General features: G+C 72.3%; 17 protein-coding genes and 1 tRNA gene. 4 read left to right on the top strand and 14 right to left on the bottom strand.

From position 1 onward, the window contains the following. Positions 1-60: 60 nt before the first annotated feature. Positions 61-489, bottom strand: a complete 429-nt coding sequence (locus ACF0H8_RS19795) for a heavy metal-responsive transcriptional regulator (RefSeq protein ID WP_395290560.1) — start codon at positions 487-489, stop codon at positions 61-63. A 114-nt stretch (positions 490-603) separates the two neighbouring features. Beyond that, positions 604-921 (bottom strand): thioredoxin family protein, encoded by a 318-nt coding sequence (locus ACF0H8_RS19800; protein WP_395290561.1) that lies wholly within the window; start codon positions 919-921, stop codon positions 604-606. A 25-nt stretch (positions 922-946) separates the two neighbouring features. Between ACF0H8_RS19800 and ACF0H8_RS19805 the strand changes: the two genes are divergently transcribed. Next, a complete protein-coding gene (locus ACF0H8_RS19805) occupies positions 947-1492 on the top strand; it encodes a hypothetical protein (RefSeq protein WP_395290562.1) in 546 nt (181 codons plus the stop codon). A gap of 114 nt (positions 1493-1606) precedes the next feature. Here ACF0H8_RS19805 and ACF0H8_RS19810 read toward each other — a convergent pair whose 3' ends face one another. The 6 genes from ACF0H8_RS19810 to ACF0H8_RS19835 all read right to left on the bottom strand — a co-directional run bounded on the left by ACF0H8_RS19810 (position 1607) and on the right by ACF0H8_RS19835 (position 7349). Then, a complete protein-coding gene (locus ACF0H8_RS19810) occupies positions 1607-3067 on the bottom strand; it encodes an IS1182 family transposase (RefSeq protein WP_395290788.1) in 1461 nt (486 codons plus the stop codon). A gap of 425 nt (positions 3068-3492) precedes the next feature. Beyond that, positions 3493-3568: transfer RNA gene (locus ACF0H8_RS19815), tRNA-Arg, on the bottom strand. 357 nt (positions 3569-3925) lie between these two features. Continuing rightward, positions 3926-6514 (bottom strand): AAA family ATPase, encoded by a 2589-nt coding sequence (locus ACF0H8_RS19820; RefSeq protein WP_395290563.1) that lies wholly within the window; start codon positions 6512-6514, stop codon positions 3926-3928. Between the two features lie 85 nt (positions 6515-6599). After that, complete coding sequence (locus tag ACF0H8_RS19825; protein WP_395290564.1) at positions 6600-6803, bottom strand: hypothetical protein; 204 nt, start codon at positions 6801-6803, stop codon at positions 6600-6602. Between the two features lie 43 nt (positions 6804-6846). Further along, positions 6847-7041: a hypothetical protein gene (locus tag ACF0H8_RS19830; protein WP_395290565.1), complete on the bottom strand. Its 195-nt coding sequence runs from the start codon at positions 7039-7041 to the stop codon at positions 6847-6849. A 113-nt stretch (positions 7042-7154) separates the two neighbouring features. Next, positions 7155-7349 (bottom strand): hypothetical protein, encoded by a 195-nt coding sequence (locus ACF0H8_RS19835; RefSeq protein ID WP_395290566.1) that lies wholly within the window; start codon positions 7347-7349, stop codon positions 7155-7157. A gap of 277 nt (positions 7350-7626) precedes the next feature. Here ACF0H8_RS19835 and ACF0H8_RS19840 point away from each other — a divergent pair, with 277 nt between their 5' ends. Then, the gene (locus ACF0H8_RS19840; protein WP_395290567.1) at positions 7627-8412 is read left to right on the top strand and encodes a BTAD domain-containing putative transcriptional regulator; all 786 of its coding nucleotides are present in this window, start codon (positions 7627-7629) and stop codon (positions 8410-8412) included. A gap of 4 nt (positions 8413-8416) precedes the next feature. Here the strand turns inward: ACF0H8_RS19840 and ACF0H8_RS19845 are convergent, their stop codons facing one another. The 6 genes from ACF0H8_RS19845 to ACF0H8_RS19870 form a co-directional block, all read right to left on the bottom strand. After that, positions 8417-10198, bottom strand: a complete 1782-nt coding sequence (locus ACF0H8_RS19845) for an alpha-glucosidase (protein ID WP_395290937.1) — start codon at positions 10196-10198, stop codon at positions 8417-8419. Positions 10199-10236: 38 nt separating this feature from the next. Further along, positions 10237-11826, bottom strand: coding sequence for an alpha-amylase family glycosyl hydrolase (locus ACF0H8_RS19850; RefSeq protein ID WP_395290568.1), 1590 nt, complete (start codon positions 11824-11826; stop codon positions 10237-10239). Continuing rightward, on the bottom strand, positions 11823-12716 hold the full coding sequence (locus tag ACF0H8_RS19855) for a carbohydrate ABC transporter permease (RefSeq protein WP_395290569.1): 894 nt from the start codon (positions 12714-12716) through the stop codon (positions 11823-11825). Before ACF0H8_RS19855 ends, ACF0H8_RS19850 begins: the two co-directional genes overlap by 4 nt. Continuing rightward, the gene (locus tag ACF0H8_RS19860) at positions 12713-13702 is read right to left on the bottom strand and encodes a carbohydrate ABC transporter permease (RefSeq protein ID WP_395290570.1); all 990 of its coding nucleotides are present in this window, start codon (positions 13700-13702) and stop codon (positions 12713-12715) included. Before ACF0H8_RS19860 ends, ACF0H8_RS19855 begins: the two co-directional genes overlap by 4 nt. Positions 13703-13762: 60 nt before the next feature. Next, on the bottom strand, positions 13763-15082 hold the full coding sequence (locus ACF0H8_RS19865; protein WP_395290571.1) for an ABC transporter substrate-binding protein: 1320 nt from the start codon (positions 15080-15082) through the stop codon (positions 13763-13765). Positions 15083-15259: 177 nt separating this feature from the next. Beyond that, entirely contained in the window at positions 15260-16237 is a 978-nt protein-coding gene (locus ACF0H8_RS19870) for a LacI family DNA-binding transcriptional regulator (protein WP_395290572.1), read from the bottom strand. Positions 16238-16525: 288 nt separating this feature from the next. Between ACF0H8_RS19870 and ACF0H8_RS19875 the strand changes: the two genes are divergently transcribed. Further along, positions 16526-17488, top strand: coding sequence for an NAD(P)/FAD-dependent oxidoreductase (locus ACF0H8_RS19875; RefSeq protein WP_395290573.1), 963 nt, complete (start codon positions 16526-16528; stop codon positions 17486-17488). Next, positions 17485-19335: a RecQ family ATP-dependent DNA helicase gene (locus ACF0H8_RS19880; RefSeq protein WP_395290574.1), complete on the top strand. Its 1851-nt coding sequence runs from the start codon at positions 17485-17487 to the stop codon at positions 19333-19335. The genes ACF0H8_RS19875 and ACF0H8_RS19880 overlap by 4 nt, the downstream gene beginning before the upstream one ends. Positions 19336-19393: the final 58 nt, after the last annotated feature.

The raw sequence follows: 19393 nt of genomic DNA on the forward strand, positions 1-19393 counted from the left end.
GGCCGGTCCGTGCCGATGGTGCTGCGTTGTCGAGCTACGCCGGGCCGTGCGGCTGTCGTTCTAGCCCTCCGCTGGCCGCTGGGCGGCGGCCGCCGTCTTCTGCCGGACGTGCTCGATGAGGCGGCAGGTCCCGCCGGCCTGGGGGAGGCGGTCCGCCTCGGCAGCGAGCTCGATCAGCTGCCCCCGGAGGGCCTCCAGCTCCCGGATGCGCTGGTCGATGCTCTCTACCTGGGCGTCGAGCACGCCGCGGACGTAGTCGCACGGGGCCTTGCCCCGTTCCCGGAACGCGAGGATCTCCTTCACCTCGTCCAGGGTGATCCCCAGGCGCTGGGCCGTGCGAATGAACGTCAGCCGGTCTACGTAGGACCCGTCATAGTCGCGGTAGCCGGACGGGGTCCGCCCGGGCTCAGGAAGCACGCCGATGGACTCGTAGTACCGGATCGTCTTCGGGGTCACCGCCACCCGGCTCGCTAGCTCGCCAATCCGCATCAGGCACCTCCCGCCCACACCTTCTAGTCAACAGGAAGGATGAAAGCCTCTCCAGAGTTGGCAAGGGAAGCCCCCGCCGCGCCTACGGCCTTGGGCCTGTTGAGTCGTGATCCCTCAAGCCCGTTCGGCGGTCGCAGTGATCGCCTGGACCATCTGCTCGACGGTGGGCGATCCGGCGATGCCAGTGGGGCCGACATACATCCGGCAGGCGAGGCCGTGGGCACCCTCGGTGCCCGGGAAGGGGTCGACACCGTTGATGAGGACCGTGGGGGAGCCTGCGAACCGCAGCACCTCGGCATCCTCATCGGTCGTTACCTCGACGAGGTCGACGTCTTGGTCCGCCAACCCAGCTCTGGCGAGAGCGTCCGACAGGCGCGCGTGGGCAACCTGCCAGTTTGGACAGCCGGCGAAGTAGAGCAGCTCAATCTTCACCGCTCCGATTTTCCTCCTCGACGCCATGTTGTGTGTCCCGTCCAGCAACGATCGTTATCTGGACAGCGGGCAGGTGTGGGAAGCCTCTCCCTGGAACCCGGCTACAGCCGGCGAGCGGGAGAATCAGCGGGCGGGGTCAGGAATTTTCGATGAGCCACAGCAATGTGGAGGACCTCATCGCCGCCAACCTCCTGGGGCGGGCGCTGTTCGCCCCGCACTGATCGGCGAACTGTCCACCCGCAGCCTGCATTTCCGTCAGGATTGGGCCGACCGCGACGTCCACGAGCACCGCACCGGGCGCAAGGTCTACCGACACCCAGAGGTCGGCGAGCTCGACATCACCTTCGACGTCTTCGAGCTGCCCGGAGAACCGGGCCTGTCCATCTGCACCTACAGCGCCGACGAAGGCAGCCCCTCCGCCGACAAACTCGCCCTCCTCGCCACCTGGCCGCCACCCAGGTCCTCGCGGGGCAGCAGCACCCTGAGTCGGCGCCGGGTGCGAAACCTAGGAGCGCGGGTCGGTATCGGTGCGATGGCGCGCGGGCGATCGCGTAGGGCGGCGTGTGCCTGATCGTCGGTGGCGGGTCCGGTTGCCAGAGATCATCGCTCGGTTCGCGGCCGGTGCGTGGCCGCGGGGCCCGCTGGGGTGCTGTCGGGCGCCTGGGCCGGCCGTGGGCCGGCCCGGTCAGGCGGTGCGGAGGCCGGCGAGCCCGGCGGAGCCGAGGTGGCGGTGGAGCTTGCGCAGGTTGTGGCAGGCGGCGAGCAGGAACCATTCACCCTTGGCGCCGTAGAGGCCGCGTAGCAGCAGGCGTTTGGCGTCCTGGAGGATGCTCATCTGCCCGAAGACGGGTTCGACGATGACCTTGCGGCGGGCGTAGGCCGCCTGGCCGGTCTTCGTGGTCAGCTTGCGGGCCATGCGCTGCTTGGCCGTGGCGTTCTTCGGGATTGGCCCGCGCGGGGCGATCGAGGCGGGCTCGCCGTGGCGGCGCCGCCCGGTAGCGATGTAGAACTCGGTGCCCTGCCGCTGTGTGAGTTCGGCGGCGGTGGCGAGGTTGGCGGCCGAGCAGTATCCGGCATCGGCGAGCACGGCCTTGGGCACCTGCCCGGTGTTCGCGACCGCCTGCTCGGTCAGCGGGATGAGGTTGGCGACGTCGGCGGCGCAATCATTGAGGTCGGTGGCCACGATGACCTGATGCTCAGCGTCGACCACGGCTTGGGCGTTGTAGCACTGCTGGAAGGACCCGTCCCCGGTGAGCATGATCTTCGACTCCGGGTCGGTGAAGTTGCGCTGCGCCTTCGGCTTCGGCGTGGCGCGCTCGGCGGCCTGGGCGGCCCGCTCGGCGACGGTGTCCTCGTCCTCGCCACGCTCGCGCGCCTTCTCCGCGGCCTTCGCGCCGGCCTCGGCCCTGGCCTGGTCTTCCAGGGCCTGCCTGGCCTCGCGCAGCTTGGCCAGGCGCGACTCCCTGCGGGCGAGCGCGTCGGGGAGTTCGTCCCCGCGCCGGTCCTTGCCGTACTTGGCGTCCTCGGCCCTGTCGGTCTCCTCCGCGGCGGCCAGCAGCTCGCTGACCTCCTGGGCGAGGATCTTCTCCTTCTCCGTCAGCCGCGCGTAGGACATGGCCTTGCGCTTGGAGGCATTGGCCCGCAGCTTCGTCCCGTCCAGGGCGACCCGGCCGAGCTTGACCATCCCCGCGGCCTGGCACAGCGCCAGCGCCTGGAGGAACAGGTTGGCCAGGGCGGCCAGGTGCCGGCGGCGGAACCGGGCGATGGCCCGGTAGTCGGGGGCCGACCCGGCCGCGAGCCACCGGAAGGCGACGATGTCGGTGCAGGCCCGCTCGATCGCCCGGGAGGAGCGCACCCCGGTGGCGTAGCCGTAGACCAGCAGCCGCACCATCAGCCGCGGGTCGTACGGCGGGGCCCCGCGCCCCTCCCGGTAGGCGGCGTAGATCCGGGACAAGTCCAGGTGCTCATCGACCAGGTCCGCGACGAACCGGGCCAGATGGTCCGCCGGCAGCCAGTCATCGAGCGAGGGCGGCAGTAACAGCACCTGGTGCGGGTCGAACTCCCGGAATGTCTTGTCCACCCCCGCTCCGCCGCCGTCGCGCTCGTCCTCGCCCCGCTCCACCCGGAACGGCTCCGCCTCGAACAACGCCCCGTAGTCCTCGCCCGTCACACCCCGATTCTCCCGCCCGCAGCTCCGTCAATAGCGGACCAGGCCCGGCGTGTTACTGACCCACGCTCCTAGGGGAGGCAGGGCTAGAGAGGTAGGCGGCCTCCGCTGTTCCCCGCGCTGCCGACACCGTTACCGAACTCACCGAGATCTCGACCCGGACCGTGACGGCACAGATGCTCCTCTATGGCTAGGCCATACCAGCCCGGCCAGGTAGCAGCCAACGCCTGCCGTCCTGTGCAGCCTCGCTCCATCCGAGCGCATCGTGGAGGGCGCGCAGGCTCGTCATGGGGTCCAGGACTCCGCCCGGGCCTCGATGACCATTCACTGACCATCGAGCCGCCCGAGCCTATGGACGGCGCAGAGCCGCCGGACATCCGCCGGTCCTGACGTGCACGAACGGTTGGTGCCCTCGGGCAGATTCGAACTGCCGACACCCGCTTTAGGAGAGCGGTGCTCTATCCCCTGAGCTACGAGGGCGGGGACCCTCCCAATGTACCGGGCGGCCCGCGGTGCACCGAAACCCACGGACGGGCCCTGCGGCGGAGCGTCGAGCCCGGCACGGCCCCGGCTCGGCGCTTGATGTACTGCCCCGGCGCCCCGTGCCCCCAGCTCGTGCCCCAACCAGTACCGTCGCCAGCCCGGCCGCGACCTCCTCGCCACCGCCATCGGCTCGTGAAAGACCAGTGCACGCATGGTCCTTACCGCCTCCGACGGCGCGGGCCGGGCGGCCGCCGGCGCCTCGCCGCCAATTTCACGTCCCCCGCGCGACGGCACCCCGAAAGAGACGTTGATCCCCGCGGGCGCTTCCCTGCCGGTTCCCGCGGAGCGGATTCCCTACCGGTTCCCGCGCACCCTGACAAAGTTGTCAGCGACGGCGGCCGCCACCTGGCGTAGCGCCTCCTGCGTGGCCTTGTGGAGCCCGCGCACGTCGGTCTGGGCGCCCTGCTCGAGCGCCTCGTCCCAGGGCACGGTGCAGACGTGCGCGCACCGCTTGGTGAAGTGAGCCTCGATCTTGTCCAGCGGCACGCCGACGCCGCGACGCACGCCGTTGATGACGACCACCGCGCGCTCGACGAGGTCGGCGTGCCCGTGCTCGTCCAGCCAGTCGAGAGTCAGCGCGGCGGCCCGGGCGCCGTCGAGCCCGGGTTTGAGGACGAGGACGAGCTGGTCGGCGTCCTCGATGAGGCCCTGGTTGGCGCTGTCGAGGATGCCCGTGCCGGTGTCCAGCACGATGAGGTTGTAGAACGCGTCGAGGAGCGTGATCACTCGGTGGTACGAGGCGCGCGTGAGGGCGAGCGAGATGCGGGGGTCGTCGTCGGAGGCGAGGACCTCCAGGCGTGACTCCGGCGCCTGGGAGGTGTACGCCTGCAGGTCCGCGTAGGTGCGGATCCGCTCCAGGTCGGCGAGCACGTCGGTGATGCTGCGGGCGTTCGGCCGCGTCCCCCCGTGCGCCAGCCGGTGCGCGAGGTTGCCGGCATCCGGGTTCGCGTCCACGGCGACCACCCTGTCGCCGCGCTCGATCGCGAAGGTGCTGCCGAGGGCGAGGGTGAGCGTCGTCTTGCCGACCCCGCCCTTGCGGCTCATCACCACCACGCGCCGGGTGCCCTCGATAGGAGTGCGGATCCGGGCGAGCGTGTCGAGGTGCCGCCGTTCCCGGGCACCGGGCGGCGGGCTGACACGGCCGCCCGTGAGGTCGTGGACCTGGCGCTGCCAGCCCTCGGTGGGCCGCGGGCGTGCCGGGGTGAAGACTGCCTCGTCGGTGAAGGCTGCGGCGGTGAGCCGGTCCACGCCGGACGGGCCGACGGGGTGGTCAAGCTGTGCCGCCTCGGTGGGGCCGCCGGCCGCCGCTCCCGCCTCGCCGACCTGCGCGAGGGTCCGCCACAGCGTCCCGCTGCCGTCGTCGTCGGGGGCCGCCGTCCCTCCGGGGCGGTCCTCGGCCGCGGCCTGGTCGGGGGACGACGGCGCCGGGGCGCCCGGCGTGACCGTGTTCTCGTGCCGGCCGCGCGAGGGTACGCGCGAGGACGTGGTCATGTGCTTCCTCCTTCTCGGTTCGGCGTGGTGCGGTACCCGCTCAACGGCCCGCCGCCGCCAAGCGCGCCGTGTTCCGGCCAGGCCGCGGCGGGCGCCCAGCAGCGCGAGCAGCAGCAGGCGGCGGGACACCAGCGCGAGCCCCAGCACCGGGAGCGATATCAGCACCATGGCGAGGACGGCGGCCAGGAACGACAGTGGCGACCGGTCGGCCACCGCCTGCGCCGCCGAGGTGAGGTGGGCCGCCACCGCGTCCGCCGTCGTGCCGACGATGACCGGGGAGTGCCACAGGACCCACAGGAGCCACCCGAGGAGCGTCGGGACGACGACGAGCACCCACAGCGTCACGATCCGCCGGGTGGCGGGCCGCAGCTCAGCGACGCGGGGGTCGACCGGGCCGCGGCGCAGGACGCTGCGCAGCACCGGGCGGATGCGCGAGAACAGGTCCGGCACCCCGGCGATGTCGGCGAGCACGAAGTACCCGTCGAACCGCAGCGTGGGGATGAGCTGGTGCGCCATCGAGATGTGCATGATCAGCACGAGCAGCACCAGGACGTCCTCGCCGGTGAGGAGGTAGGCGACCCCTGCGGCGAGCAGGCACCAGGCGTTGAAGTACAGACCACCGAGGTCGGTGCGCAGCCGGCCCGCGCGGCCGAGCCGGTAGGAGTCGGTGACCTCGGTGAAGAAGGCGGGGAAGACCAGGTACAGGCCGAAGCCGATCCTCCCGGGCGTCGCCCCGCCGTAGCGGCACCCGGCGGCGTGGCCGGTCTCATGGAAGAGCGCGCAGGCGGCGAGGAGCGCATAGGTGCCGAGCAGCAGCGCGGGGGTCGCCAGGAGCTGCTCCAGCCCCTCGGCGAGACTGGCGCCGCTGGTGAGCAGGACGACGTCGAGCACCACCAGCCCCACCACCGCCGCCACGACGACCGGGGGCCAGAACAACGGCGCCAGCAGGGCGGCCACGCGCTGGACCACGCGGGCGGGCAGCAACGTCACCCGCAGGTGCAGCTGCAGCAAAGGGTTGACACGCGGGACGGGCGCGGTGGGGGCGGCGGCACGGAGATCGCGGACGAGCCCCAGCGGCTGGAGCTTGGTCCGGACGAGGTGAGCGAACCCCTCGACGGTGAGTCGTCTGCCGAAGGCCTCGCTCACGGCGTCCGCGACCTCCCGGGCGGGCCGGTCCCCCGTGAGCTGCATGAGCACCAGGTGGATCAGCTCCGAGACCTGCAGCACCTGCCCGTCACCTCGGCGAATGAGGTAGGCGGGCTCCCGCAGCCCCGACCCCTGGACCTGCCCGAGCGACTCCACCCCTTCGGCGCGGCCCCACCTGCGATCTTCGGCCCTGGCCGTCGTCGGGGCAGGCTGCTCGTCGAGCGGGCGGCGGATGTCGGCGCTCACGGGTCCTCCCTCGAGGTGCGGGTCGACCCCGGCGGCCGAGTCGTGCGCGCCTGACCTGGCCGCCGGGGTCGAGTGGCCGTGCGGACTACAGCTCCTGCACCGTGAAGATCTGCTGCACGGCGAATGCGTTCGCCGTGGCGTCGTCGGACAGGATGTTGAACGCGAAGGCCAGGTTCACTCCGACGACCGGAGCGATGTTGACGTTGACGAGGAGGGTCTCCCGGGACGGGAGCAGCTCCACCGCCTGCGTGTCGAGCTCGCTGAGCGCGATGGTCGATCCTGGTGTCATGCCCACTCACCTCTCTGTGAGATCTGGCTAGCGGGTGTCAGTCTCACTGGGTCTGGAAGACGCCGATCAGCTGGAGTGCCAGGGCGTTCGCCGTGGCGTCCTCCGACTCGATGTTCGCGGCAGCAGCCACGTTGAAGGCCTCCACGTCCGCCCAGTTGACGTACGTGTCGAGGGTCTCCCGCGGCGGGAGCAGCTCCAGTGCCTGGCCATCGATCTCGCTCGGTGTGATTTCACGCATTACGTTCACCTCCCCTCGGCGCCTCGTTGGGTCGGGATGGTGCCCAGTGAGCGCGATCCGGTGTTACCCGGGCGTGACGACGACGTCATCACACGCGCACAGGGCTAGCGACGTCAGAGGCTCTGCTCGACAAGGATCAGCTGACCCGCCGCCGCCCACGCCTCGGCGTCCGCCGAGTGGTGGTTCAGGGCGAAGGCCGCGTTGGCAGCGTCCACGTCCGCGAAGTTGACGTAGGTGTCGAGAGTCTCCCGGGGCGGGAGCAGCTCCAGTGCCTGGCCGTCGAGCTCGCTGGGTGTGAGTTCATGCATCACTTTTCACCTCCCCTCACATCTGAGTGCGACCGAACCGTCCCCTAGTGAGCGCGTCCTGGCGTTACTCAGGCGTGACAGCGGCATCACCGCGGGTGTCGCGCGCTGCGGCGCGGGCCGCGAGAACGGCTCGGCGTGCAAGATCCGGCACGCCGGGATTTCATCCTTGACGCTGCCCCGCGTAGGTGAGGATCGTGAGGGTGTTGCCTACGCGACACCTGTTGCGCAACGGGGTGCCTCCGGCCGGTGGTCGGGTTCGAAGGGGGACGGGGCCGACATGGGGACGGAAGACGCGGCGTTGGCGGGGCAGGGCGACCGGTGGACGCTGCGCCTGCTGGACGGCTGGCAGCTGCGGTCGGACGCCGGGGTCACGCCGACGGTCGCCTACCGCGAGCGACGGCTCCTGAGCGTGCTCGCGCTGCAGGGGGAACGCCCGCGGTCCCACCTGGCCGGGCTGCTGTGGCCGGAGAGCGAGGAGGGTCGCGCCCAGGGGAATCTCCGGGCGGCGGTCTGGCGCGTGCAGCACCTGCTGGACGGGGTGCTCGTGGAGTCGCCCGGCATGATGGCCCTGGCGCCGGAGGTCCGGGTGGACGTCCACGAGCTGCGCGACCTCGCGCACCGGGTGGTCTCCCTCGGGGACTTCCCGGACGCCGACCACGCGCTGGAGGTGCTGCGCCGGGGCACGCTGCTGCCGGGCTGGTACGACGACTGGGCGCTGGAGGAGCGCGAGCAGCTCCACCAGCTCCGCCTGCGGGCCCTGGAGTCCCTCGCGGATCGCCTGCTCGAGCGCGGGGACCTCGACGACGCGCTGCAGGCGGCGATGGCGGCAGTCACCCTTGAGCCGCTGCGCGAGAGCGCGCACCGCGCCCTGATCCGGGTCCACCTCATGGACGGCAACCACGTGGAGGCGGTGCGGGTCTACCGCACCTTCAAAGAGCGGCTCAACGACGAGCTCGGGATCTCCGTCTCGCCGCAGATCGTCGAGCTGGTCCGCCCGCTGCAGGTGCGGCTGCCGCCGGCGCAGCCGGTGGACCCGGGCAGCTGGCTGCGCGGGCCGGGCTGAACGTTCAGCCGGCCCGACCGGGCCCGTCCACCGCACCCAGCACGACGCGGGACTCCCACGGCGCGAGGCGGAGCCGGTCCCCGTCGGGGCCGGGGGCGGCGTCGTGGGTGCCGAGCAGCAGCTCCCCGGCGAGCGCGGCCCCGACGCCGGGCAGGGTCACGTCGGCCGGCTCGCCGGACATGTTCGCGACCACCACGAGCACCTGCGTGCCGAGCGTGCGGGTGTAGGCGAAGACCTGCTCGTGCTCGGGCAGCAGCAGGGCGAAGCGGCCGTCGACCACCACGTGGTGGTCGTGGCGCAGCTGGATGAGCCGGCGGTAGTGGTGCAGCACCGAGCCCGGGTCGGCGACGGCGGCGGCCGCGTTGATCTGCGGGTACGCCGGGTTCACGCTCAGCCAGGGGGTGCCGGTGGTGAACCCCGCGTGCGGGCCGTCGTCCCACTGCATGGGGGTGCGCGCGTTGTCGCGGCTGACCGGGCCGATGCCGGCCATGACCTCGCCGTCGCTGGCGCCGCCTGAGACCGACTCGCGGTAGAAGTTCAGCGTCTCGACGTCCTGGTAGTCCTCGATGGTCGCCCAGCCGACGTTCGTCATCCCGAGCTCCTCGCCCTGGTAGACGTACGGGGTGCCGCGGAGCATGTGCAGCACCGTGCCGAGCGTCTTGGCGGAGGCGACGCGGTGCTCGGGCGAGTCGTCGCCCCACCGGGAGACGATCCGCGGCTGGTCGTGGTTGTTCCAGTACAGGGAGTTCCACCCGGCCTCCGCCAGGCCCTCCTGCCACGCCGCGAGGTTCGCCTTGAGGTCCGGCAGGTGCAGCGGCCGCAGCTGCCACTTCCCGCTCAGTCCGTGGTCGACGCGCATGTGCTCGAAGGTGAAGACCATGTCGAGCTCGCGGTGCGCGGGGTCGGTGATGGAGCGGGCCTGCTCCAGCGTCACGCCAGGCATCTCCCCGACCGTCAGGAGCGCCTCGCCGGAGGCCGTGCCGTGGGCGAGGACCTCCCGGTGCATCTCCTGCAGGAACTCCTCCAGCCTGGGCCCGTTCGTGTAGAACGAGGAGCCGTCACCGAACCGCGAGGGTCCCGGGACGGGCGCACCGTCGGGCAGCGCGCCGTCCGCGCGGACGGCCTTGGAGATGAGGTTGATGACGTCCATGCGGAAGCCGTCCACCCCTCGTGCCACCCACCAGCGCATCATCGCGTAGACCGCCTGCCGGACCTCCGGGTTCTCCCAGTTCAGGTCCGGCTGCTTGCGGTCGAACAGGTGCAGGTAGTACTCCCCCGTGGCCGCGTCCCACTCCCACGTCGAGCCAGAGAAGAAGGAGTGCCAGTTCGTCGGCTCCGCCCCGGGCTCCCCGCCCCTGCAGCCCGGCCGCGGCGGGCGCCACCAGTACCAGTCCCGCTTGGGCGAGTCCGTCGATGCGCGGGACTCGGTGAACCACGGGTGCTCGTCGGAGGTGTGGTTGACGACCAGGTCCATCACCAGCCTCATCCCGCGGTCGTGCAGGCCGGCGACGAGCTCGTCGAAGTCGGCCAGGGTGCCGAACGTGGGGTCGATGTCCTGGTAGTCGCTGATGTCGTAGCCGTTGTCCGCCTGCGGGGACCGGTAGATGGGCGAGAGCCACACCGCGTCCACCCCGAGCGCGTGCAGGTAGTCCAGCTTGCCGATGACGCCGCGCAGGTCGCCCACCCCGTCGCCGTCGGCGTCGGCGAAGGAGCGGGGGTAGACCTGATAGATCACGGCCGTGCGCCACCACTCGCCCGCGGCGGCCACGGCGGCCACGGCGGGCATGGCGGCGACTCCTCCGGCGGGCGCGGGGTCGGACTCGTTCATGCGGGAACCTCCTCGGTGCTGAGCCATGCTGCCGTGTCCGGCTCGAGCCAGCCAGGCCGCGGCTGCGGTCCGGAAGCCAGCATCACCTCTCCGGCAGGGAGGGGCGCGGGCTCGTCGCCCATGGCGACGACGACGCTCAGCCGGCCCCGGTCGCAGCGCACGGAGCCCCCCGGGCCGACGGCCCACCGGGCGTGGTCATCTCCCGAGAGCAGACCCATGGCGTGCAGCTCGGCGCGGCGCCCGAGCGCCCGGCGCACCAGCGCCAGCGTGGAGTCGGGGTCGCGCTCCTGCCGGTCGACGGCGAGCTCGCCCCATCCCGGCGGCACCGGCAGCCAGGGAACCGCGTCGCCGGTGGAGAAGCCGTGGGTGCGCGCCGGCTCCGCGGTCCAGGGCAGCGGGATCCGGGCACCGTCGCGCAGCAGGCCGGAGCGCTGCCACGCGGGGTCGACGCGCTGGTCCACGGGAACGTCGACCTCCGGAAGCCCGAGTTCCTGCCCCTGGTAGAGGTAGGCGGAGCCGGGCAGGCCGAGCATCGCCACCAGCGCCGCCCGGGCGCGCCGGGCGCCGCGCGCCCCGCCCCCGTAACGCGTCACGGTGCGCGCGACGTCATGGTTCTCCAGCGCCCAGGTCACCGGCGCGCCGCTGCGCCGGTGCGCCTCCTCGAGCCGCTCGCCGATGCGGGCCCACTCCGAGGCCGACCAGGGAGCACGCAGCAGGGCGAACGCGAAGGCCTGGTGCAGCTCGTCCGGCCGGACGTACCGCCAGACTCGCTCCGGTTCGAGGTTCACCTCCCCGACGAGGATGCGCTGCGGCTCGTACCTGTCGGCGATGGCCCGCCACCGGCGGTAGATACCGTGTACCTCCTCCTGGTCCATCGCGTGGACGTTGGAGCGCAGCCCGTCCATGACGACGACGCCCTCCGCCACGTCGGGCAGCCCTTCCGACTTGTACAGCCCGTGCGCGACGTCGATCCGCAGGCCGTCCACGCCTAGGTCCAGCCAGAAGCGGATCACGCCGTCGAAGAAGTCGGCGACGGCCGGGTTGCGCCAGTTCCAGTCCGGCTGCTGCGCCGTGTACATGTGCAGGTACCACTGCCGGTCCGTCGCGGAGCCGGGTGCCGCCCGGTGCCACGCGGGTCCGCCGAACACGCTCTGCCAGTTGTTCGGGGGCCCGTCGCCCCGCCCCTCGGCGAAGTGGAAGAGCTCCCTCGCCGGCGAGCCCGGCGCGGCGGCCAGCGCCTGCTGGAACAGCGGGTGCTCGACCGAGCAGTGGTTGGGCACCAGGTCGACGACCACGCGCAGGCTCCGGGCGTGCGCCTCGGCGACGAGCCGGTCCAGGTCGGCCATGGTGCCGAAGAGGGGGTCGACGTCGCAGTAGTCGGACACGTCGTAGCCCTGGTCCACCTGTGGGGAGCGCTGGAAGGGGGTGAGCCAGATCCCGTCCACCCCCAGAGAGGCGATGTAGGGCAGGCGGGCCACGAGCCCGGGCAGGTCCCCCACGCCGTCGCTGTCGGCGTCCGCGAAGGAGCGCGGGTAGACCTGGTACATGACGGCGGAGCGCGACCAGTCCCCCGCCACGGCGCTCACTTGACCCCGCCTGCGGTCAGGCCGTCGACGATCCGCCGCTGGAAGAAGAGCACGATGATGACCAAGGGGATGGTCACCACGACACCGGCCGCCATCTGCTCGCCGAACGGCGCCTGGTACTCCGTGGCGCCGGTGAACTTCGAGATCGTCACGGTGGCTGTCTGCATGAGCGGGTCGTTGACCATCGACAACGCGATGATGAACTCGTTCCAGGCGTGGATGAAGGTCAGGATCGCCGTGGTGAACACGCCCGGCGCCGCCAGCGGGACGAGGATCTTCCGAAACGCCTGGCCCTTGGTGCAGCCGTCGATCATCGCTGCCTGCTCCAGCTCGAACGGCAGCGCCCTGAAGAACGTGGTCAGGTTCCACACCGCCAGCGGCAGCGCGAAGGACAGGCTCGGCACGATCATCGACTGGTAGGTGTTGATCCAGCCGATGTTGGTGAACAGCTTCAGAAGCGGCACCACGACCGAGATCCCCGGGAACATCGACGTGGCGATGATGACGCCGAGGACGACGGACTTGAAGCGGAAGTTCAGCCGGGCGATCGCGTAGGCGGCGAAGACGGCGATGACGAGCGCCACCACGGTGGTCACGCCGGCGACAACGAGGCTGTTGACCAGCGAGCGGCCGAACATCGTCGAGCTGTCGAAGACCTTCTGGTAGTTCTCGAGGGACCAGGGGTCGGGCAGCAGCGAGTTCTCGTAGATGTCCGAGGTCCGCCGCAGGCTCGAGACCAGCATCCAGTAGAACGGCGCCAGGCAGTACAGGACGATCACGGCGAGGCCGGCGTAGGCCCACCGCGATCTCCCGCCCCGGCGGGGCTTGCGAGGAGCTTCGACCCGCGCGCCCACGCGCTGGGGCGTCTCGGTCGCGTACACGGTGCTCACTGGTCGGCCTCCACCTTCCGGGCGCGGCGGGGCCGGCGCCGGCCGGCCGCCCCCTTGGTGCCGGCGACATCGGCGCCGAGGATCTTGACGAAGACGATCGCCACGGCGGCGACGTACAGGAACAGCAGCACGGCGTAGGCGGAGGCCGCACCGTAGCGGAGAGAGTTGGCCTCGTCCCACGCGAGCATGGACAGCGTCTCCACCGACTCCTTGCGGGGGCCGATGAGGACGAAGGGCAGGTCGAACATCCGCAGGGCGTCGAGGATCCGGAAGAGGACGGCGACCAGCAGCGCGGGCTTCACCAGCGGCAAGGTGATCGACCAGAACTGGCGCCACCGGCCGGCGCCGTCGAGCTGGGCGGCCTCGTAGACCTCGCCCGGGATGACCTGCAGGCCGGCCAGGACCAGGAGGCCGATGAAGGGCGCCGTCTTCCAGACCTCGGCGATGATGACCGCGAAGGGGGCGGCGGGTCCGTCGGCGGTCCACAGCACCTGCTGGCCGAGCAGGTCGTTGGCGATGCCGTCGGACTGGAAGATCCAGCGCCACAGGAGGCCCGAGACGGCCGTGGGCACGGCCCACGGCACCAGGATGCTGGCCCGCAGGAAGGCGCGACCCCGAAACGCCCGGTTCATCGCGAGCGCCATGACGATGCCGAGCACGGTCTCGAGCACGACGCTCGTGGCGGTGAGGAAGGTGGTGTTGAACAGTGCGTTGAGGAAGCGTTCCCCGGCCTCGCCGGTGAAGACGCTCGTGTAGTTGTCCAGGCCGACGAAGGCTTCGCCCTCGGTGACGAACCCGTTCTCGTCCAGCCCGGTCTCGCGCCGGAACAACGACCCGTAGAGGGCCGAGACGAGCGGGTAGAGGATGACGAGCGAGAGGACCAGGCCTGTCGGGGAGAGCAGGGCGGCGGCGAGCCGCCCCTCGCCGCCGCGACGTCTCCGGCCCGTCCTGATCGCGCGGGTCAGCTGCGCTGAGCTCGCAGTCATGGAGGTACCTCGATCCGTGGGTGCGGTGGCGGTCGCCCGGGGCCGGGCGACCGCCGGGCGTCATTGCGCGGTGATCTCTTCGAGCTTGACCTGGAGGTCGCTCAGCGCGTCCTTCGCGGCCTTGTCGCCGGTGAGTGCGGCGTAGACCTCGTCCTGGATCGCGGCCGTGGCATCGCCGTAACGCACGACCTGCGGGCGGGGCGAGGCGTTCTCGAGCGAGTCGAGCAGCATCGGGAAGAACGGGCGCTGCGCCACGACCGCCTCGTCCTCGAAGAAGCTGGCGTACACGGGCGCACGCGAGCTCTTGGCGAGGCGAGCGCCCTCCTCCTCCTCGCTGACGAAGAAGCTGATGAAATCGAGCGCCGTGGCCTTGTTCGGCGCGTACGGCGAGATGCCCAGGTAGTGACCGCCCAGGGTGGACACGCCGGGGCCGGAGCTGCCCGGGATGGGCGCGACGTCGAACTTGCCGGCGACCTGGCTGGAGCCGTCCGTGGCGCTGAACGAGGAGTAGGGACCGGGCCAGTTGCGGTGGAAGACGAGCCGGCCCTCCTGGAAGGCGCGCCGGCCCTCCTCCTCCTTGAAGGTGATGGACTCGGCCGGGAAGAGGCCGGAGCTGAGGCCCTCGGTGAGGAAGGTGAGGCCCTCCAGCGCCTCGGGGCTGTCCACCGCGACCTCGCCGTCATCGTCGAGGATGGCCCCGCCGGCGGAGTTGACCGCCTCGGAGAAGTTCACGGTGAGGCCCTCGCCCTTGTCCAGCTGGCCCGCGTAGCAGGACATGCCCTGCGCCTCGGGGAGTGCCAGCACGGCCTCGCAGGCCGACTCCATCTCCGCCCAGGTCTGCGGCGGACCGTCGATGCCGGCGGCCTGCAACAGGTCGGAGCGGTAGTAGAACAGGGCGCCGTCGGTGTAGTAGGGCGCGGCGTAGAGGTTGTCGCGGTACTTCCCGGCCTCGAGGACGGCCGGCACCATCGCCGCCGTGTCGAAGGCGTCCTCCGGGAGCGGGACCAGCCACTGGTTGGCCGCGAACTCCGAGACCCAGACGACGTCGATGTTCAGCACGGTGTACGCGTCGGACTCGATCTCGGCGTTCTGGACGAGCTGCTGACGCTGCTGGTCGGCGGAGTCGGGCAGCTCGATCATCGTGACCTGCTCGTCCGGGTGCGCCGCGTTCCACTTGGCGATGGTGTCGGCGGCCGCCCCGGAGGAGTCGCGGCCGGTCGCATACGTGATCGGTCCGCGACCCTCGAGCGCGGCGGCGGACGGCGCCGCTCCGTCCGCGTCCTCCTGCCCGCTGCTGGCGCCGCAGGCGGCCAGCATGGATGCTGCGGCGATCGTGGCTACCGCGGCGACCGCGCGGTGGTTCCGGCGTCGTTGCCTCACGTGTCTCTCCTCGTCGTGTGGTGGCGGGCCCGGGTGGCCCGCAAGTGATCCGGTGCCTCGGCTGAGGCCGGTCGCGCCGTGATGGCCGTGACCATGGCCGCCGCTGCGCAGGCACAGGGCGGCCTTGCCCCGTGCCGTGCGGCAGGGGAAGTGGGTGATGTGGCGGGATGCCCGGCATCAGGGCGGCACCGGGCCGGTGGAACCCCTCTCGACGACCCGGTGCGGGAGGATCTTGCTGCCGAGCTCGCGGCCGCGGAGGAGCTTGCGCACGGCGAGCTCACCCATCTCGCGCAGCGGCTGCGCGACCGTGCTCAGCGGTGGGTAGACGTGCTGGGATGACGGGGTGTCGTCGAACCCCAGGACGGAGACGTCGTCGGGTACCCGGCGGCCCAGCCGCTGGAGCTCGTTGACCACGGCCACGCCCATCTCGTCGCTGACGGCGAAGACCGCCGTCAGCCCAGGGTCCCGCCCGAGCAGTGCCCGCAGGCCCGGCCCCCCGCTGGCGTAGGTGAAGTCGCCGTGGACGACGTTGGGCGCGCAGCCGGCCTCCTGCATCGCCCGCCGGTACCCCGCCACGCGAGGGCCGTTGACGAAGACGCTCTCGGGCCGGCCCGCGAGCAGCCCGATCCGACGGTGCCCCAGGCGCAGCAGATGGCGGGCGGCGTCGTACCCGGCCTGCTCGTCGTCGACCGAGATGCTCGGCGCGCCGGACCGGTCGGTGATGGCCACCGAGATCATCGGTATGGATGTGCCCAGCACCTGCCGGAACTCTGGCTTGATGACGCTGGAGATCAGCACCACGCCCGACGCGCGGTAGGTCCGCAGGGTGCGCAGGTACGGCGCGGCGTAGGCGGACTCCAGCCCCGTGCGGCCGTACATGACCGCGTAGCCCTGCTCCCGCGCGGCGTTCTCGACACCGCTCATGACGTCCGACGCGAGCGCGTCGGACACCCACGGCGCCAGCACCCCGATCATCGAGGTCTGCCGGGTCTTGAGCCCCCGGGCCAGCGAGTTGGTCTCGTAACCGAGGTCCGCGACGGCGTGCTCCACGCGCAGCCGGGTTCCTTCGGAGCAGCCGACCAGCCCGTTCACCACCCGCGACACGGTGGCAGGCGAGACCCCGGCCTGCCGCGCCACGTCCCGGATGGTCACCATGACTCCTCCTCGTCGAGGTCCCGCGTAATCGTTTGCGTGGCGGACGCTACGCACCGGCCGGAGACGCACGCAAACGTTTACGAAACACGTGGTCTCATATCTGCCGCCCATGCGGACGCCGTGCGCCTGCGGCTGCCGCCCGCTCCGACGGGGGACCGCCTGCCGGTTCCGCGGTCCCGGCCCGAGCGGCCGGGCCCCGCCGGCCTCAGGCCCCCGCCCCGGGCCCACCGTGTCGCCCATCCCGTTTCCCGCCTTGCCGCCTGACATGCCGGACCGCACAGTTGACCGGTGACCCAGGAAGCACCCGCCCACCGCATGTACGACGTCGCCGTGGTCGGCGGCGGGCCCGCCGGCCTGTCCGCCGCGCTGGTCCTCGGCCGGGCACGGCGCCGGGTGCTGCTCGTCGACGGCGCGGAGCCCCGCAACCGCTGCTCGCCCAGCCTGCACGGGTACCTGACCCGTGACGGCGCCACCCCCGCGGACTTCCTCGCCACGGCGCGGCAGGAGGTCGACGGCTACGGCGTGGAGCGCCGGACCGGCACGGTGACGGGGCTGCGCGCCGGCGACGACGGGTTCTGGGTCGATCTGGGGGACGCGCAGGTCAGGGCGCGGCGCGTCGTCGTCGCCACCGGGCTCACCGACGAGCTGCCCGACATCGCCGGCGTGGCCGGCCGGTGGGGGCGCGACGTGCTCCACTGCCCCTACTGCCACGGCTACGAGCAGCGCGACCGGCCGCTGGGCGTGGTCGGCGGGGACCGGGACGGCGCGGTGCACCAGGCGCTGCTCCTGCGGCAGTGGTCCCCCGACGTGATCCTCTTCCTGCACGAGGTCCCCGAGGACGAGCTGACGGCGCGGGACCGCGCCCTCCTCGCCGCGCGCGGGGTGCGCGTCGTGCCGGGCCGGGTCACCGCCGTCGTCACCGAGGAGGACCGGCTCGCCGGCCTCCGTCTCGCCGACGGCTCGTACCACCCGCGCGCCGCCGTCTTCGTGCCGCTGCGGCTGCGGGTCAACGACGCCCCGCTCGCGGGCCTGGACGTGGCCACCACCCGCAGCGACATGGGCGTCTGCCTGGCCACCGACCCCGAGGGCCGCACGTCGGTGCCGGGGCTGTGGGCGGCGGGCAACGTGGCGGGGCTCGCCTTGCAGGTCATCGGCGCGGCCGAGTCCGGGGCGCGGGCCGCGATCGGCATCAACGGCGGGCTCGTCCTCGAGGACGCCGAGGCAGCGCTCGCCGGGCGGGACGCCGCGTGAACGCCGGCCGGCGCCCCTCCCTCGCGGAGCTGCGGCGGGTCGCGCGCGAGACGTTCGACTGGGACGCGCTGCGTCCGGGGCAGCGCGAGGCCATGCAGGCCGCCGTCGGGGGCCGCGACGTCCTCGCCGTCATGCCCACCGGGTACGGCAAGTCCGCGATCTACCAGGTGGCCGCCGCGCTGCTGGACGGCCCGACGATCGTCGTCTCCCCGCTCATCTCCCTGCAGCAGGACCAGGTCGCCGCGCTGGAGGCCGCCGGGGCCGCGGCCGAGGCGGTGGCGGTCAACTCCGCCCAGGGCAGCGCCGAGAACGCCGCCGCCTGGCGCGAGGTGGCCCGCGAGCGGGCGGAGTTCCTCTTCCTCTCCCCCGAGCAGCTGGCCAAGGACGACGTCACCGAGCGCATCCGGGCGCTGGAGCCGTCCCTGTTCGTCGTCGACGAGGCGCACTGCGTCTCCTCCTGGGGCCACGACTTCCGGCCGGACTACCTCGCGCTGGGCGCGGCCGTCGAACGGGTGGGCCGCCCGGTGGTCGTCGCCCTGACTGCGACGGCGGCCACGCCCGTGCAGGCCGAGATCGTCGAGCGGCTCGGGCTGCGCGAACCGCTGGTGATCAGCCGCGGCTTCGACCGGCCGAACCTGCGGCTGACCGTGGAGCAGCACACCGACGGCGACGCCAAGCGGCGCCGGATCCTCGAGCAGGTCCCCGCCCTGCCCGGCCCGGGGCTGGTGTACGTGGCCACCCGCAAGGACACCGAGCGCTACGCGGCCGAGCTCGCCGAGCGGGGCATGCGCGCCGCCGCGTACCACGCGGGCCGCAAGGCCGCCGAGCGGGAGGCCGTCCACCAGGCCTTTCTCGACGACGAGCTCGACGTGGTCGTGGCCACCTCGGCGTTCGGCATGGGCATCGACAAGCCCAACGTCCGCTTCGTCGTCCACGCGGACGCGCCGGACTCCCTGGACAGCTACTACCAGGAGATCGGCCGGGCCGGCCGGGACGGCGAGGACGCCCTCGCGGTGCTGCACTACCGGCCCGAGGACCTGGGCCTGCGCCGGTTCTTCTCCTCCCGGAACGTCGACGGCGAGGCCCTCGCCGCGGTGCTCGCCGCGGTCCGCGGCGCGGGCGGGCCGGTCGGCGTCGGTGCGCTGCGCGAGCAGGTGGGCCTGTCCGCCCGGAAGCTCACCGGCACCGTCAACCTGCTCGAGGAGGTCGGTGCGGTTCGTCGCGGCCGCCGCGGGGTCGAGGCGGCGGGCGATCTGCCCGCCGCGCGGGTGGTGGAGCTCGCCGTGGAGAGCACCGAGTCCGGCGAGCGGATCGACCGCTCCCGGATCGAGATGATGCGCGGGTACGCCGAGACGCGGGGATGCCGCCGCCAGTTCCTCCTGGGCTACTTCGGCGAGCCGTACGGCGGCCCGTGCGGGTCCTGCGACGTGTGCCTGGGCCCGGAGGAGCCGGCGGACGACGGCGTGGAGGACGTCGTCACCACCACCGACGTCCTGGCCGGCACCGGCGGCCCGATCGGGCAGAGCGCCGACACCCCGGACAAGCCGGCGGACGGCGCCGGGGCCGCGGCGCCGGCGGCGGGCAGCGACGACGGCACGCCCGGCGGGGCGGGCACGGCCGGCGGGGCGCGCCCGGCCGGCGGGGCGCGCCCGGGCGGCGGGGCGCACCCGGGCGGCGCGGACGTCGCCCCCTTCCCGCTGCAGGCCGCGGTCGAGCACCGGGAGTGGGGCCGGGGCGTGGTCATGCGCCACGAGGACGACCGCATCACGATCTTCTTCGAGACGGAGGGCTACAAGACCCTCGCGCGCGACGTGATCACGGAGCACGACCTGCTGCGAGCGGTCTGATATGTGCGTGGCGTTGCCCAATCACGTCGAGTGCTGCACGACACCTCGACCGTTACAG

Source organism: Georgenia sp. AZ-5 (assembly GCF_043952095.1).
Classification (GTDB): Bacteria; Actinomycetota; Actinomycetes; order Actinomycetales; family Actinomycetaceae; genus Georgenia.